Genomic DNA, 14,614 nt, shown 5'->3' with positions numbered 1-14,614 from the left:
GAGCTTGGGTTCGAGGTGTGCGCCTGAGGGCTGTTTGTCTAGACCCCTACCCAAATGTGAGAAATGACCGTAAGGGGAAACAAGCAGCTACCAGCAGCTATCTAGTAGTGATTAGTAGTAGTTCCCGATTCGGCGATGGTGAACTGCGGTGATGGCTTCTTCTTTGGAGACCTTGCCATCATCTACGACGCAATACACTAGCCAGTGATCGCTTAATTCCATTCGGCTAGAGACTTCACATTCTAGATATGCCAGCGCATCTGCCAAAATAGGAGAGTTGTTGTTTGCTGGCCTAGTTCGGATGCCAGCAAATCTATCTGCGCCAGGCGGAAACCGCTTTAGAAAGTGCTTCATCAGCGGTAGGTGGTTGCCTTCTTCTAAAACATTGAGTACGAAAGTATCACCGACTTGCATCAGAGATTCAATGGCCCTGTCTTTGGCGACCGCGACTGTGAAGCCTAGCGGCTCAAAGCTGGCTTGGGTAATCCAAGAAGCGAGCATTGCCGATTGCACATCCCCTTTGGTCGCGGTGATAATATACAATCCACTGCTGATGCGGCCTAGCGCTTTTTGCAGGTCGGCGTCTAGCGCCTTAATTTTCTTGATTTTCTTAGACTGTGCTAGATCTTGGCCTAAGTCGGTGCCAGTCTCTTCGCAAAGCTGATACAGTGCCTCGCTAGGCGTGTCTTTGATCCTGATCGGATCGAAGGCAACCTTTAGATCTAGGTCTTGAAGCTTGGTGTGCAAAGGGTCAATCGGTTCGTCATCACCGCCGTAAGACTCAAATAGACCAAAGGTTTTCTTGCCGTTGACGCCGGCTAGGACGGTGCCGAGCGCGGCGCGGGTTTCTTCTGAGCCTTTGCCAGTTGAGGGTGGCATGCCGATGATGATGCCAGTAGAGCGGCTGACGACCTCGTTGACGTCTTGGGCATCGGCTGAGCGCAGATCAATCATCTCGACGCCGACGCCGGTTTTGTCGATGCCTTTGGCGATGGACTGGGCAATGCGATCGCTAAACCCATAGTCAGATACATAGAAGACGGCAATCTGAGTCTCGGCGTTGTTCTTTTGCTGGCTCCATTCTCGATAGCGTCCGGTTAGCTCATCTAAATGGTGACGCAATAGCGGACCGTGACCTGTTGCAATCGTTGCAATTTCACCGTCTAGTTTGTCCATCCGCTTCATCGCCGAGACGACTGAGCGGGCATTTGGCCCCATCAGACATTCGTAATAGAAGCGGAAGTCTGGAGAGAGTGCCTCTAGGTCTTCGTCAAAGATATCCTCGTCGCAGTAGTGCGCGCCGAAAGCGTCGCAGGTGTAGAGAATGCCAGTTTTGTGATCGAAGGTGAAAATGGTGTCGGGCCAATGCAGATTTGGCGCATTGATAAATTCGAGTAGGTGGCCGTTGCCTAGATCTAGGGTTTCACCGCTTTTTACTACCTGGCGCTCGAAGGGCTGGTGAATGAGATCTTCTAGAAAGGCGATCGCAACCTTAGCGCCGACGACTACCGCGTTTGGCGCAAGCTTTAGGACATCGCGAATTAGACCGCTGTGGTCGGGTTCTGTATGGCTAACAACGATGTAGTCAATCGTGGCCGGATCGATTTCGCCTTTGAGCGCGGCGATGTACTGCTCTCGAAACTTGGCGTGAGAGGTGTCGACTAGCGCTGTTTTTTCGCCGCGAATGATGAAGGAATTGTAAGTGGTGCCGTTTTGCAGGCCGAATTCAATATCGAACCGGTCGCGATCCCAGTCTTGCGATCGCAGCGTAGTCGTCTCTTCGGCAATGTCTGCAACCTGCATAGACAGGCGCTTTTGAGCAGGCCCTTTCACATCAACAGCAGTAGCAACCATCTTGGATTTCCTCTTCAGCGACTTTAGCAACATCTGTGTTGCTTAATTCATATTGTGCCGTAAAATGTCAATCTGTGCAGCCCTAACTGGTAATAAATACTTATTGAACCAACTAAAAGTGATGAATTCAAATCAGGTCTCTTGTTTGCTCGCAGGGCGTAGAAAGACCACGTGAGTGCTGCCGTATCCTTTTTCTTTAACGATCTCTAGATGTTCAGGGATCTGCGCCGGCTGCCATTTGCTAATGCCATACTCTACTGCCATCTCACCTGCAGGCAATAACAGCTCTGAGACTATCGAAAGCACTGGCTGATACAGGCTAGCCGCGTAAGGCGGATCAAAGTAAACCAAATCGAACTTACCCTTTAACCCTTTAAGCTGGCGGACGACATCCCCTTTAATAATTCGATGTTTTTGCTCAGGCTTTGCTACCTTCTGCCAGTTTTGCGCGACCACTCGGCAAGCTGCCCCAGATTTCTCAATCCCGACGACCGCTGCTGCGCCCCGACAGAGTGCTTCTGCTCCCATCGCGCCGCTACCCGTACATAGATCTAACCAGCGACAGCCCAGGACTCGCCCCTGCCAGATATTAAATACTGCTTCTCTAACTCGCGCGGAAGTTGGTCTGGTTGCCTCGCCCGCTAGCGTCTTGATTTCGCGGTTGCCATAGATTCGGACTGACATCTATTTTTCTACGACCTCAAGCATGGCTGCTAATACCTGTCGTCTCAGACCCGGAAGTCGTCTCAAACACAGGAAGAACAACGGTGAAGGTTGTCCCTCGATCTAGCTCACTTTCTACGCTGATTTGACCTCTGTGGAGATCGACGCACTGCTTGAGAATGTTGAGGCCCAGTCCGGTTCCAGGAATAGTACCAACGTTTCGAGCGCGGAAAAACGGCTCGAATAGATTAGGTTGGTCTACTAGGGGAATGCCTTGACCGTGATCGCTGACTGTCAGCACAACTTCTTCGCCTTGTCTGTAAATATGGAGGCTCACGCTAGCCTCTATTGGCGAGTACTTAAGCGCGTTGGAAAGTAGATTGCTAAGGATAGTCTCTATCAGGTTAGTATCTACGCCGATATCAGAAAGATTTCCTTCACTTTGAAAGTGGATGGTGCGGGTTTCTGAAGTGCTGAGCTTGAAGTTGTCTATAATCCGCTGGCAGTGCTGTTCTAGATTGATGGCCTGAGGCTTGAGCGTCGCTTGTGATGAAGTGTTTCGCGTTAGGAGAAGCAAGTCATCTAGCAAAACGGTTAGTCGATCGATCACCTTCAAAATTCGCTGAAGCAGCGCTTTCTTTTTCTCGGCGCTGTACTTTTTCTCCTTGAGCTGAAGTATTTGAGCAACGCCTGTGATGACAGAAAGCGGACTGCGAAGCTCATGCGAAACAACTGAAACGAAGCGAGTTCTGAGGGCGTCGAGTTCTTGCAGCGTTTGATTTTTTTGACTGAGCTCTGCAGAAAGACGGCGCGATCGCAGCAAAATCGCAATTCTTATTTCTAGCTCGCTTGGGTCGATAGGAATGGTGACTAACTCGTCGATCTGATAGCGTACATCCGCAGGCAGCGTACCAACGATATTTCTAGACATCAGCGTTAGCACTGGCAAAATCAAGGGTTCCGCCATTTCTCGCCATTCTCTAATTGGCGTTTTCCATTCGCCTAGCTTCACTAGATCACAGATAATTAGATCGAAATCTTCTAGCGTTGGCGTAGTTGTCTGCGGCGTATCACCTTTGGGCAACACAATCTCGAAGGCGGAAGAAAGGCGTTCGATGAGGATGCGTCGGTTTTCGTTGCGGCTGAGCAGTAGAAGCAGGCGATCACGACCCATGGTGTGAGACTAGAGAGTATAAGAGATTAGAGCCAACAAGAGTCGAATAGAAAGGGGTTTGACGAGCAAAGGCGTATCGTCTTCTTGGGCGTTGAAGTATTGCTGTCTGTATGAAGCGCTTAGATGAGCGCCACCAGACGGCGTAATCAGAAAATAGGGAATGCGGTGCGACTTAAGCATTCGACAATGCTGCCAAATCTGCCGATCAAAGCCAGCAACGTCTAGCAGCACAAGCGAAATAGAACTCTGGTCAACCATCTGAGTTAGCGTTTCGCAGTTCAACGCTGTCCTCACAGAATAGCCCGCCTTTTCTAGAACCTGACTTAGCAGTTCCTGGTTACGACAATTGCGTCCCACGCAAAGAATTAAATTTTCCATTGCCATATGCGGCCTCGGTCGTAGCAGAGATAGTTAGCTGTCTGTTCTAAAGGCTGATTCGGGCGTCGTCCCTTCAGGAATGCCGCGCAGAATGCCGCGCAGATTGACGAGCGGATCGCCCACTTTTAGGCCGTAGCGCGTAATCTCAAACTCTCGCAGCGTCGTTTCAAAGCTGGACAGTCGCTTTTTCAAGACGCCAATTGCCTTACGCAGCTCGCCTTCAACCTCTAGATATCGTAAGAAGATGAGCGTATCAGCCAGGTAGCTTAGCGGTTGTCCGGTTGCTTTGAATTCGCCTGTCACCGTGCCTACTTCGTCAATCAGCAGTGTGGTGACGCTCATGTTTCGCAAGTAGCGACACAGCGCGTGGATGTGAGAATTGGCGTTTGTGCCCCACATCGATAGCCGATAGCCTGCTAGACCATCGATCATGATAATCTTCGCACCCGCTATCTCCACCTCACGGCGGACCTTTTGAGCGAATTCATCGGGGCTCATTGACATGGCCTCAACTGACTCAACCAGTAGCGTGCCGTTATCAACCATCGCTTTGGCAGGCATGTTGATACCTTCACAGCGATGCAAAATCATATCGACCGATTCTTCAAAGGAATAGAGAACAGAGCGCACTCCCCTACCAGCCGCTTCTTTCATAAACTGAGTCCCAAAAGACGTTTTACCCACGCCAGTTGGCCCTGATACAATCGTTACCGTACCGCTCTCGATACCACCATGCAGAAGCTGATCAATCTCGGGAACACCTGAAGACACCTGCTTCATGAGCGCACCACGGCCAAACGTATCTGGCTTTAGCTGCGGGAAGACCTGAATGCCAGCAGACTTGATCTTCAAGGAATGCTTCCCTTCTATGAAGTCGGAGCCCCTAAACTTTTCAACCTCCACGGTTCTATCCTCGGCAGTTGCCTGCAGTGAGATGACGCCATCACTTAAGAACTTCAGATCGTCATCGCGGATATAGTCACTGCTCTCCGAGGTGAAAATCGTCGTTGCACCTTCGTCAGTGAGATAGCGGATAAAAGAGAGAACCTGCTGGTGGAACTGATAGTGGTCGCTAGAGAGGTAGCGAAATTGAGTGATTGAATCCACAAATATACGATTTGGCTGGATGTCTTGAACGCTGGTGATAATCTGCTGGGTCACGGATTCGCGCTCTACATCCGCAGAAGAAAAGATATCGTATGATTTGTCTTCTGTAAAAAAGTCGGCAGCAGGGCTCAAGTCGAGAAAGTGAATATGCGCTAAGTCAAAACCTAGGTTGGCGGCATTGCGGCGGATTTTAGATTCTACTTCGCCTAACGTGATAAATAGCGCTGGCTCCGACTGGTTTGCCTGAGTCAGAAAGTGTAGCCCTAGGGTCGTTTTACCTGCGCCCGTACCGCCGCGCAGCAGGTATGCTTGGCCTGGAATCAATCCGCCTTTGAGAACATCATCTAGCCCTGGAACGCCTGTGGGCAGACGAGTTTGTACCGTTGAGTTTTCTAGTGGGCCTGCTAGTGAGCCTTCTGTCTGGTCGGAGTCTATTTTTGTCTTCGCTGGCATTATTTTCGTTATTTGAGAAGCCCTTTGCCTGAGACCTGAGAGCGGTACGATAAGACTCTGAAATTGGGTGGAGTCGTAGCAGAAATCAAGGCTTCATTCTCGCACGGATTACAGCAGTGTGGTGCTGATTGAAAAAAGCGCGATCGCTAACAGATCGGATGAAGGTACCTCAGTTTGTCTCGGGTGCGTTTTCTGTAAGATATGAGCACCAGTCACTCCAACCACCAGGATAGAGTTTGTACATCTGGTGGCCTGCTGCTGCTAATGAGAAAAGATTGACGCAGGCTGTAACCCCTGAACCACAGTAGACAATAGTTTCTGGCTGGAGATCAAAACGGCTCCAGTGAGTGGCTAACTTATCTGCACTCTTAAGCCGTCCCTCTTCTGTGCTGATGTCTTGCCAAAATGAATTAACTGAGCCAGGAATGCTGCCCGCAATTGGATCGATCGGTTCGATTTCTCCACGCCAGCGTTCAGGCGATCTAGAGTCGATGACGACAGCATCCGGTCTGTCCTTCTGCTGCCGCACGGTTTCAATATCTACGACCCAGTCAGGCTGAGGGCGCGCTACAAAGTTTCCCTTTTCTGGCCCCGTTTTCGGCTTGGGAATGTCTTTACTCAGGGCGAATCCTGCTGATTTCCAGGCTTGGATGCCGCCGTCTAGAATGGCGACTTGCTCATGTCCTAGATACCTCAGCATCCACCACAGGCGAGCTGAAAATGCAAAGCGTGAATCATCATAAATGACGATTTGGGTCGGCCCAGGCGGGTTTTTTGAATGAATACCAAGCTGGTTGAGTTTATCTACAAACGCATTCCAGTTGGGAAGCGGATGGCGACCGCCGTGGGCTTCTACGCTGCTAGAAAGGTCTTGGTTGAGATCTAGATAGTAAGCGCCTGGAATATGGCCTGTTTGATACTGTTCGTAGCCTTGTTGCGGCTGTGAGAGAGAAAAGCGAGTGTCGATGATGACACAGTTAGGGTCTTCTAGATGTTCAAATAGCCAGTGAACGTCAACGAGATAGGCGGACTTTTTCATAGCCATTAGCCGCTAGCGAGTTTATTAGGTTTATTATTGCTCGCGATCGCTCAGCCGTCTTTGTTCTCGTTTTTGCCAACGTTTCTGCCACTCTTTTCGCCAAGGGCCTGTTGGTATGAGATCAGAGGCCAATTGCTCTCTAGATCGCCTTTCGAGTATTTCAGTGGCGGTTGAGCTCAAAGTGGGATCGCGATAGGGGACAGCGGCTTTGGTCTTTAGGTGTTCTTGTTCTTGTTGAGAGAGTTTTTGGGATGGGGATGCCAAGGTCTCAAGCGAAAAGCCGGCAATGGTGCCTGGCCATTGGCGACCGCCTGCGGCAGTAGATCCGATTGATAGGCCAACGAGCTTTAGCGCTGAGCGTACAGCCGCCGCGCAGGAATAGGTAACAAGGACACCGCCGTTTGGATTGAGACATTTGGCAACTAGACCTAGAAATTCTAGCGTCCATAGCTGGGGGCAATGCGGCGGGGAGAATGGATCGAGAAAGATCACGTCGGCTTGCCAAGCTTGATCAATCAGGATTTGAATTTGCTGGCGGGCGTCGCCTAAAAGTAGCTGCGCTAGGATCGTTTCGCTTTTTGCCTCGTAGTGATTGGCTAGGTCTTTTAGCGCTTGCTCTACTGTGGGGGAATAGTGCTGGGTTAGGTTGTGCGCGATCGCACTCCTAGCTACTTCCACATCGATTTCTAATGCTCTCAAATCTAGAAAGCACTGTGGATTTGCCGACAGAATCGTCTCCATCGCGGCGGCTGTGTTGTAGCCCAGTCCGTAGCACACGTCTAAGATAGACACCTTGTCTTGCTGGGCTCTATCAGAGATATTTGCCGCTTCAATGTAGGTTCTTTGGGCTTCATGACGAGCACCCTCGCGGCTGTGAAACCATTCACCAAATTCGTCTGAATAAAACGTATTCGAGCCGTCTTTGGTCTCGACTGGCGTAAACACCTCTGTCACTCTTACCCCTTAAACAAATTGATTAAACAAATTGATTTGCCTGAACTGCCAGCTTTTAGATTGCTTTCTGATTGAGTGCAGCTTGCGCCACTGTCTTTTCGATTCTTTGCCGCCGGGTTTGCGATCGCTTTGCCATCTTGATCCACTGCAAAATTCCTTTTTTGCTGGAGGGACTAAACTTCTCAAAGTTTTGCTTAGCGACAGGGTTGGCCTCTAGCTCGACGGACAAGTCCTCTGGAATCAGCAAAGCCTCCACATCGTCTAGAAATGTCCAGGATCCGTTGGCCTTCGCCCTTTCGACTTTTTTCATGCCCGCTGGCGTCATCAAGCCCTCGCGAATGAGCCTTTCTACGCGCTCTTTGTTCAGTTTTGACCAGACGCTTTTGGGCTGGCGCGGTGAAATCAGCAGCATACTGCGGTCTGCATCTAGCTTGCGAGGCAGACTATCGATCCAGCCAAAGCACAGCGCTTCTTCAACAATGGCGTCATAAGATAAGTAGCGATCGCCCATATGTTTTTTGTAGGTGACTAGCCAAATGCTCTCAGGGCGAGACTGATTTTTGCTGAGCCAACTGCGCCAGTCCTGACGAATATCTACCTCCACACGCTCTAGATTATCTAGATTGGCCACGACAAAAATCTATGAACAACACAACCGTCTGCAAACCAGCGTCATCCTGTAGCTAATCTACAGCTAAAGAAGACTATAGCAACCAAAGATCACGGGCATCCTGAAGTCATTATCCTCGATCCACAACCAGGCTATGACTATGCAATCAGGGCTCTTTCAGCTCGACATGATCGATCATCATGCGGTACTTGGTTTTTCTCTAGCAGCAGATGCCAAGCAGGCGAGAAAACGATATTTAAAGGTAGCGCGCCAGCTTCACCCCGACAGTCTGCGAGGAGCTTCTGAAGAGCAGCGGCAGCTAGCTAGTCAGCTCCTTTCCAAACGGGTAAATCCTGCTTATGAGGTGCTCAGCCAAGATAAATCGGCCAGAGAACATGAAATTCTACTAAAAATGAAGCAGCAGCAGCTAGCAGGCTCGCCCAATTTGGTTGCTTTTACGAGCGATCGCGCCCAAAAGCTATTGAACAGTAATACGGTAGAAGCCGAGTATGAAGCCGCCATCCAACAGATTGCTAGCCAGCAGTTTGAGGATCTCAACCAGGTGGATTCTGCGGTGAATGAACTTAGCCAGCTCAATGCCGCCTATTTGATCAAAATGGCGAAGCTAAAGTCTGTGCCCGCCGCTTCGAAGCCGGCTGATACAGCCTCTAAAACCACTGGCTCACCGACCTCACAGAACAGCGCTCGATCTGGAAGTGTGCGTCCGCGCCGCAGCTCTTCTATTTTAGATAGCTACATTCGCCGGGCCAAAGAATTTGAAGCGCAGCGGGACTACTCTCGCGGTATTTTAGAACTGCGAGAAGCGATTGACTCCCATCCTAAAAGCGCCCCTTGCCATGCGTATCTATCTAGCCTGTATCTCAGGTCTGGGCAGACAACGATGGCTAAGATACACATGAAACAAGCGCTTGCTCTCGACCCTGAGAATCAAACCGCCCAAACGGTGCAGGCCGAACTCAGCGCTGGTGAGAATCCGGCAGGTCGCAAGCAGACCGCTTCTAGAAGTGGCGCTAATGCCCAGAAAGCGCCAGCTAAGGGTACAAAGAAGGGAAAGCAGGGAGGCGGTCTTTTGAGCGGATTGTTTGGTGGAAAGAAAAAATAAATGCCCGAAGGGAACCCAGAAGGAAAAACATACCAGCCCCCGACGGGTGGCCGCGACCTGCTGCCGCTAGACGTTGTTCAAAAACGCTGGATAGAGGATCGCTTAGAGGAAGTTTTTCATCGATGGGGCTATCACCGCATTATTACCTCCACGGTAGAAACGATGGATACGCTGATGGCCGGCGGTGCGATTGAGCGGATTGAGGTAATCGAGCTGCAAATGAATCAGCTCGGCGGGCAGCGGCTCGGTTTGCGCCCCGAGCTGACGGCTTCGATTGCCAGAGCGGCGGTGACTCGGCTGGCTTCGGTGACCTATCCCCAGCGGCTTTATTACAATGCCAACGTTTTTCGGCGTTCGGCAACGGGCACCCAAGGCGGACAGCAAGAATATCACCAAGCGGGCATTGAGCTGTTGGGTAGCAGCAGCATGATGGCCGATGTCGAGGTACTGCTGCTGGTGGCTGATTGTCTGAGTGCGCTCGATCTATCTGATACCTACCTCGTATTAGGCGAGGCTGCTTTGACCTATTCTTTGCTTTCTCCTTTTCCTGAAGGGCAGCGCGAGGCGGTTCGGCAGTCAATCGCTAAGCTAGATTGCGTGACGCTGAGCAGTCTGGATTTGCCAGCCGATTTGCAGGACTTATCGCTGCGCCTAATGGATTTACGCGGTGCGCCTAGTGAGGTGTTTGCGAAGCTAGCGGCGTTTGATCTCAACGAAGAGCAGCGGGCGATCGCATCTCAGCTAAAATCACTAATCGACTTGCTCAATAAGCAGCGAGAGCAAGGTGTGAAAGTCCCGTCCGTCATTCTCGATCTCAGCTTGATTCGTCCTTTCGACTACTACACGGGCGTTGTGTTTGAAGTCATCAACAGCGCTCAGCGAGTAGGTCAGGGCGGACGCTACGACGATTTGCTGTCGGTCTATGACCCGATGCCAAACAGTGGGGGTTTCCCAGGAATCGGCTTTGTGCTCAATATCGAACAGCTACACAGGGCGCTACTGCCAGCTAGTCAGACGTCTACCCAGATGCCAAAAGAGACCCCGCCTAGTGACTGGCTGATCGTGCCAAAGACTGAAACGGCGGCAGCAGCAGCGCTGAGCTACGCGCAAAAAGCCAGACAGTCGGCCAACGTCGTGCGCGTGGAGATGAGCTTGGACTTGAGCCAGTCACCAGATGAGGTACGGGCGATCGCGCGCAAACGCAAAATTAATCGAATTGCTTGGATTTCAGATCGAGGCTTGCCCGATATTGAGATTGTTAACTAAGCTTAATATCGGGGCGGTAGTGATTTTGCTATCGGCTCGCGTGACCTTTATTGATTGAGAGAAGATCGTGGCCCACACTATTGTGACCAACGTTTGTGAAGGCGTTGCCGATTGCGTCGATGCTTGTCCGGTAGCCTGCATCCACGACGGCCCAGGCAAGAACAAAAAGGGCACTGACTGGTACTGGATTGACTTTGACACCTGCATTGACTGCGGCATTTGCCTGCAGGTGTGCCCGGTAGAAGGCGCGATTTTGCCAGAAGAAAAGCCAGAGCTACAGCAGACGCCATAGGCTATGGTTGAGCGCATAAAAGTTTAGCTTCTCGTATAGCTTTCCGCACTTTGCTTGCTACACCACGAAAGGCTACAGCCCTGTCATACAACGCAGCGTGCATAGCAGCGGTAGGACCCCGCGTCGCCTTGCGGCGCTAGGGAATGCCTACCAAGACAATTGCACGTAGGCGTAGCCTTCTCTTTGAGTATGCATCCGCCCATTGCTATACCTCTTAGCTGACGGCAAATTCTGTGTGTGGTCTGACTTCTAGCGGGTGGAAGCCAAGGACGATATCATGCTTTGGGACGCCTAGCTCGACTAGCTTGTTCGCAATGCCTCCTTCTGTACCATCGTATTGAATCCAGATTTTGTCATCTTTAATATCTAGATGCAGTAGACAACCATAGTCTCTAAGACCATTTCGCTTCCATCCAACGTATACAAGCTGATAATGGTCTCGCTCTGTGTCAAAAACTGTCTGAGCTTCTACTTGACTAGGTGACTGCCTAGAGCGCTCTGCCCGCTCTGCCAATAGCTGCTGAATATATGTCCGATAAGTTTCTGCTCGATCCATTGCGATTACTCGATCCACTGCACTATAGCGGCCTGCGCCGAATCATAGACTAGAAGCTTGATCTGGCTACGCTCCCTCACATCTTGGATAAATTTTAAGGTAAAGAAGGTTTGGTAAACCCTTACAGGGACGGCTAGATAAAGAACGCGCTCAGGTTCTTCTGATTCTAGGGCGTAGCGATAGTCCAGAAATTGACCATGAGCTAGGTGGAAATCCGAGATAGTCGACGGGTTAATAAAGCTTTTAATCTCAACTGCGATCTTTGTAGTGCCGCGTTGAGCAGCAATCATCTGTTCGGCACCCAAATCGATATACATCTCCACGCCACCGACCCTAATTTCGTACGGGTCATGCGTGATCAACCAACCTTCTTTTTGAAGAGCTGCTTTTACTTAATCATGGTAGAGATCTTTAGCTATCTCTCTTAATTACCTGTAGCTAGCTAGCTAAATTGAATCGCTGTAGCCTTTCTTGTAGCAGCTCTGGTAGTGCTTTGGTCAGCTCAGACTTTTTCTCGAAGCTGAGACGATTGCGGGTGGGTGTATCAAAGGGAAACTGCCCAGGCATGTCTTTGCGCTCCATTTGGGCCAGGATTATCTGCTCGGGGCGTTTGCTCTGGAGGGCGTAGCCCATTTCGACGCAGACTTTGGGGCTAGGGACTAGCTGGGGAGGGGTGCCGTCAATGCTGTGGATGGGGGTGCCGTCGGCGATGAAGAGTAGCGATCGCCTTATCTGTCGCATCAGAGTGCTGTTGATTTTGACTGCGCCTTGACTGAGTCGGTTGGATTCAACCAGGCTGATGGGTAGACGAGATTTGTTGTTGAACTTTTTAAGAAAGGCTTCGAGGGCGTCTCGTAGCAGATCGCTGGAGTCGGTATATTCGGTTTGATAGCTAAAGAAGATGGTGGGATCGAGGTTGGAGAGGGAGTCTTGCTTGGCAAAGTAGATTTCGTGGCTGATTAGATCGATGTTGGCGATCGCGTAGATCCCGCTGCCTTCAATATAAAATTCAACCTGGTCGCCTTCTAGATAGCGCTGAAACCAGTCGGCCTGCTTGACTTCTTCGATGTCTTCTAGAAAGTCGGCTCGCAGCGCTGATTTTAATAGACTATTTTTGGCTAGCCGCAGATCGTGAGGCCGCTGTTCTAGATCGCGAATAGGTTCATAGTCGCTGAGATACCAGGCTTTGAGCGCAATAATGGCCATTGACGGCGAGTGTCCTTTCTTTGCTTACCTTTTACTCTAAATTATTACCACCGAGAATAACGGTTTCACAAGTAAAAGTAATACATTTGTCCTACTTTCCTCGCTGCTGTTTATCGGGTTTGATGGTCTAGTCGGCTGCCTAGTTTGGATGGCCGATTGATGTGGATGAGGACGTGAGATGGCAGGTGTAGTCGCGGCGGGGCACGAGCTGACGGCAGAGGCTGGGAAGGACGTTTTATCGGCGGGTGGCAATGCTTTTGATGGGGCGATCGCCTCGCTGCTGGCGGCCTGTGTGGTGGAGCCGACGCTAACTTCGCTGGGCGGTGGTGGCTTTTTGCTAGCGCATCAGGCAGAGAGTCATACAGATACCCTGTTCGACTTCTTTACGCAGACGCCCAAGGTGCGATCGGCTGGGGTGGAGCCTGATTTCTATCCGGTTGAGGCGAATTTCGGTGATTCGGTTCAAGAGTTTCATGTTGGACTCGCGTCAATGGCGGTGCCGGGGGTGCTAGCAGGCGTGCTCGCCGTTCATAAGAAGCTGGGACGACTGCCGCTGACGGTGGTGACAGAACCGGCGATCGCACTGGCTAGAAAAGGCGTGAGCGTCACTGATTTTCAGGGCTACTGCTACCAGCTATTGGACTCAATTTTGATGGCAACGCCAGCGTCCAGGCAAATATATGCGCCAAATGGTCGGCGGTTGCGAGCAGGTGAACAGCTCCAGATGACTGAGTTTGCCGATACGCTGGAGTACCTGGCTGGTTTGGGAGATGGAAAGGCTAGAAGGGCTTTTTACGAGGGTGAGATTGCCCAGCAGATTGTCCAAGATTGCGCTGAACAGGGCGGCTATCTAACGCTGGCTGACTTGCGCGATTATCAAGTGATCGAACGCGCCCCGCTCAAAATTAACTATCGCGGGGTGCAAATGCTGACTAACCCGCCGCCGAGCGCTGGGGGAGCGCTGATTGCCTTTTGCCTGGAGCTGTTAAATCAGTTTGACTTGAGCGCGATCGCCTTTGGATCAATAGAGCATTTGACTTTGCTTTCTCAAGCGATGCGATGGACGAATGAGGCGAGGCGATCGCATCTAAACAGATCCCTTTTCGATCCAGAAATTGCCGATAAGTTTCTATCCTCGGGTCTGACTAGTAAGTATGCCGAACCGCTAAAAGACCTGATGAATCAGGGGCTGAACCGATGGGGCAGCACTACTCATATCAGCGTTATGGACGACGAGGGTAATGCGGCCAGCGTCACTACTTCTAATGGTGAAGGGGCTTCTTATGTTGTGCCTGGTACTCAAATCATGTTGAACAACATGCTGGGCGAAGAAGATCTCAATCCTCACGGTTTTAACAGCTGGCCATTGGATCAGCGAATGTCATCGATGATGGCACCCACTATGATTCTAAAAGAGGGAAGACCTCAGCTAGTGCTAGGTTCGGGAGGCTCTAATAGAATTCGTTCCGCTATCTTGCAAGTGATTTGCAATGCGTTGGACTTCGGTATGCCGATGGCGGAAGCTGTCTGTGCTCCTCGCATCCATTGGGAAGGCGGCGTGTTTCATCTAGAGCCAGGGCTAGATACGCAGCTAATCGCGTCGGCTGTGCCTGGAACTGAGCAGCTAGTGCAGTGGCAGCAGGCCAATATGTTCTTCGGCGGTGTCCATACGGTAGGGTTGATGGATCTGGGTTTAGAGGGGGCTGGTGATCCTCGGCGTAGTGGCGCGGTTGGAGCGGCTGAATAGGGGATGGGGAATGGGGAATCGTCTTAACCTAGAAAGTAACTTTGACAGAGCACCAGATGCAGAGCACCAGATAAATTGAGTGATTCAAAATTAGCGCTGAAGATTTCTTAGCAGGTTAGAAAAAATGAAGTGGCGGTTCCGATTGCATGATGCCGCTAGTAGGGCCGCTGACAGGCTAGCGAAATCTGATGT

At 50.9% G+C, this 14,614-nt stretch carries 14 protein-coding genes and 1 pseudogene; 4 read left to right on the top strand and 11 right to left on the bottom strand.

Going from position 1 to position 14,614, the window contains the following annotated elements; translation table 11 throughout:
* Positions 1-111: 111 nt before the first annotated feature.
* From IQ256_RS00945 to IQ256_RS30250, 8 genes are all read right to left on the bottom strand, one after another.
* Positions 112-1,854 carry a diflavin flavoprotein gene (locus IQ256_RS00945; protein ID WP_193853354.1) on the bottom strand — a complete coding sequence of 581 codons (1,743 nt, stop codon included), beginning with the start codon at positions 1,852-1,854 and terminating at the stop codon, positions 112-114.
* A 132-nt stretch (positions 1,855-1,986) separates the two neighbouring features.
* Entirely contained in the window at positions 1,987-2,538 is a 552-nt protein-coding gene (gene rsmD / locus IQ256_RS00940; protein WP_193853352.1) for a 16S rRNA (guanine(966)-N(2))-methyltransferase RsmD, read from the bottom strand.
* A gap of 16 nt (positions 2,539-2,554) precedes the next feature.
* Positions 2,555-3,691 carry a HAMP domain-containing sensor histidine kinase gene (locus IQ256_RS00935; protein WP_193853350.1) on the bottom strand — a complete coding sequence of 379 codons (1,137 nt, stop codon included), beginning with the start codon at positions 3,689-3,691 and terminating at the stop codon, positions 2,555-2,557.
* A 9-nt stretch (positions 3,692-3,700) separates the two neighbouring features.
* Entirely contained in the window at positions 3,701-4,069 is a 369-nt protein-coding gene (locus tag IQ256_RS00930) for a two-component system response regulator (protein ID WP_193853348.1), read from the bottom strand.
* A 33-nt stretch (positions 4,070-4,102) separates the two neighbouring features.
* A complete protein-coding gene (locus tag IQ256_RS00925; protein ID WP_193853347.1) occupies positions 4,103-5,629 on the bottom strand; it encodes an ATPase domain-containing protein in 1,527 nt (508 codons plus the stop codon).
* A 169-nt stretch (positions 5,630-5,798) separates the two neighbouring features.
* Complete coding sequence (locus tag IQ256_RS00920) at positions 5,799-6,668, bottom strand: sulfurtransferase (protein ID WP_193853345.1); 870 nt, start codon at positions 6,666-6,668, stop codon at positions 5,799-5,801.
* Between the two features lie 33 nt (positions 6,669-6,701).
* Positions 6,702-7,622 carry a tRNA (5-methylaminomethyl-2-thiouridine)(34)-methyltransferase MnmD gene (locus IQ256_RS00915; protein WP_370623321.1) on the bottom strand — a complete coding sequence of 307 codons (921 nt, stop codon included), beginning with the start codon at positions 7,620-7,622 and terminating at the stop codon, positions 6,702-6,704.
* A gap of 55 nt (positions 7,623-7,677) precedes the next feature.
* Complete coding sequence (locus tag IQ256_RS30250) at positions 7,678-8,253, bottom strand: YdeI/OmpD-associated family protein (RefSeq protein WP_193853343.1); 576 nt, start codon at positions 8,251-8,253, stop codon at positions 7,678-7,680.
* Positions 8,254-8,392: 139 nt separating this feature from the next.
* On the opposite strand from IQ256_RS30250, the gene IQ256_RS00905 reads away from it, so the two are divergent.
* The 3 genes from IQ256_RS00905 (at position 8,393) to IQ256_RS00895 (ending at position 10,913) form a co-directional block, all read left to right on the top strand.
* On the top strand, positions 8,393-9,355 hold the full coding sequence (locus tag IQ256_RS00905; protein WP_228024447.1) for a J domain-containing protein: 963 nt from the start codon (positions 8,393-8,395) through the stop codon (positions 9,353-9,355).
* Positions 9,356-10,621 carry an ATP phosphoribosyltransferase regulatory subunit gene (locus IQ256_RS00900; RefSeq protein WP_193853339.1) on the top strand — a complete coding sequence of 422 codons (1,266 nt, stop codon included), beginning with the start codon at positions 9,356-9,358 and terminating at the stop codon, positions 10,619-10,621. It begins immediately after the preceding gene.
* Between the two features lie 67 nt (positions 10,622-10,688).
* The gene (locus IQ256_RS00895; RefSeq protein WP_193853337.1) at positions 10,689-10,913 is read left to right on the top strand and encodes a ferredoxin family protein; all 225 of its coding nucleotides are present in this window, start codon (positions 10,689-10,691) and stop codon (positions 10,911-10,913) included.
* Positions 10,914-11,127: 214 nt separating this feature from the next.
* Here IQ256_RS00895 and IQ256_RS00890 read toward each other — a convergent pair whose 3' ends face one another.
* The 3 genes and pseudogenes from IQ256_RS00890 to IQ256_RS00880 all read right to left on the bottom strand — a co-directional run bounded on the left by IQ256_RS00890 (position 11,128) and on the right by IQ256_RS00880 (position 12,675).
* Entirely contained in the window at positions 11,128-11,469 is a 342-nt protein-coding gene (locus tag IQ256_RS00890; RefSeq protein WP_193853335.1) for a XisI protein, read from the bottom strand.
* A gap of 5 nt (positions 11,470-11,474) precedes the next feature.
* Positions 11,475-11,849, bottom strand: a pseudogene (locus IQ256_RS00885) (element excision factor XisH family protein); the annotation flags it as partial.
* Positions 11,850-11,907: 58 nt separating this feature from the next.
* Positions 11,908-12,675: a hypothetical protein gene (locus IQ256_RS00880; RefSeq protein WP_193853333.1), complete on the bottom strand. Its 768-nt coding sequence runs from the start codon at positions 12,673-12,675 to the stop codon at positions 11,908-11,910.
* Between the two features lie 178 nt (positions 12,676-12,853).
* Here IQ256_RS00880 and ggt point away from each other — a divergent pair, with 178 nt between their 5' ends.
* Positions 12,854-14,422, top strand: coding sequence for a gamma-glutamyltransferase (gene ggt / locus IQ256_RS00875; RefSeq protein WP_193853331.1), 1,569 nt, complete (start codon positions 12,854-12,856; stop codon positions 14,420-14,422).
* The last annotated feature ends 192 nt before the right edge of the window (positions 14,423-14,614 follow it).

This window comes from cf. Phormidesmis sp. LEGE 11477 (assembly GCF_015207105.1).
Classification (GTDB): Bacteria; Cyanobacteriota; Cyanobacteriia; order Phormidesmidales; family Phormidesmidaceae; genus Phormidesmis.
The sequence above is the reverse complement of the archived record's forward strand: the minus strand, read 5'-3'. Positions and strand labels throughout refer to the sequence as shown.

What these genes read in the sequence shown, in the direction of transcription:
- IQ256_RS00945 (WP_193853354.1), bottom strand. Translation starts at nt 1,854, where the DNA reads ATGGTTGCTACTGCTGTTGATGTGAAAGGGCCTGCTCAAAAGCGCCTG.
- rsmD (WP_193853352.1), bottom strand. Translation starts at nt 2,538, where the DNA reads ATGTCAGTCCGAATCTATGGCAACCGCGAAATCAAGACGCTAGCGGGC.
- IQ256_RS00935 (WP_193853350.1), bottom strand. Translation starts at nt 3,691, where the DNA reads ATGGGTCGTGATCGCCTGCTTCTACTGCTCAGCCGCAACGAAAACCGA.
- IQ256_RS00930 (WP_193853348.1), bottom strand. Translation starts at nt 4,069, where the DNA reads ATGGAAAATTTAATTCTTTGCGTGGGACGCAATTGTCGTAACCAGGAA.
- IQ256_RS00925 (WP_193853347.1), bottom strand. Translation starts at nt 5,629, where the DNA reads ATGCCAGCGAAGACAAAAATAGACTCCGACCAGACAGAAGGCTCACTA.
- IQ256_RS00920 (WP_193853345.1), bottom strand. Translation starts at nt 6,668, where the DNA reads ATGAAAAAGTCCGCCTATCTCGTTGACGTTCACTGGCTATTTGAACAT.
- IQ256_RS00905 (WP_228024447.1), top strand. Translation starts at nt 8,393, where the DNA reads ATGCAATCAGGGCTCTTTCAGCTCGACATGATCGATCATCATGCGGTA.
- IQ256_RS00900 (WP_193853339.1), top strand. Translation starts at nt 9,356, where the DNA reads ATGCCCGAAGGGAACCCAGAAGGAAAAACATACCAGCCCCCGACGGGT.
- IQ256_RS00890 (WP_193853335.1), bottom strand. Translation starts at nt 11,469, where the DNA reads ATGGATCGAGCAGAAACTTATCGGACATATATTCAGCAGCTATTGGCA.
- IQ256_RS00880 (WP_193853333.1), bottom strand. Translation starts at nt 12,675, where the DNA reads ATGGCCATTATTGCGCTCAAAGCCTGGTATCTCAGCGACTATGAACCT.
- ggt (WP_193853331.1), top strand. Translation starts at nt 12,854, where the DNA reads ATGGCAGGTGTAGTCGCGGCGGGGCACGAGCTGACGGCAGAGGCTGGG.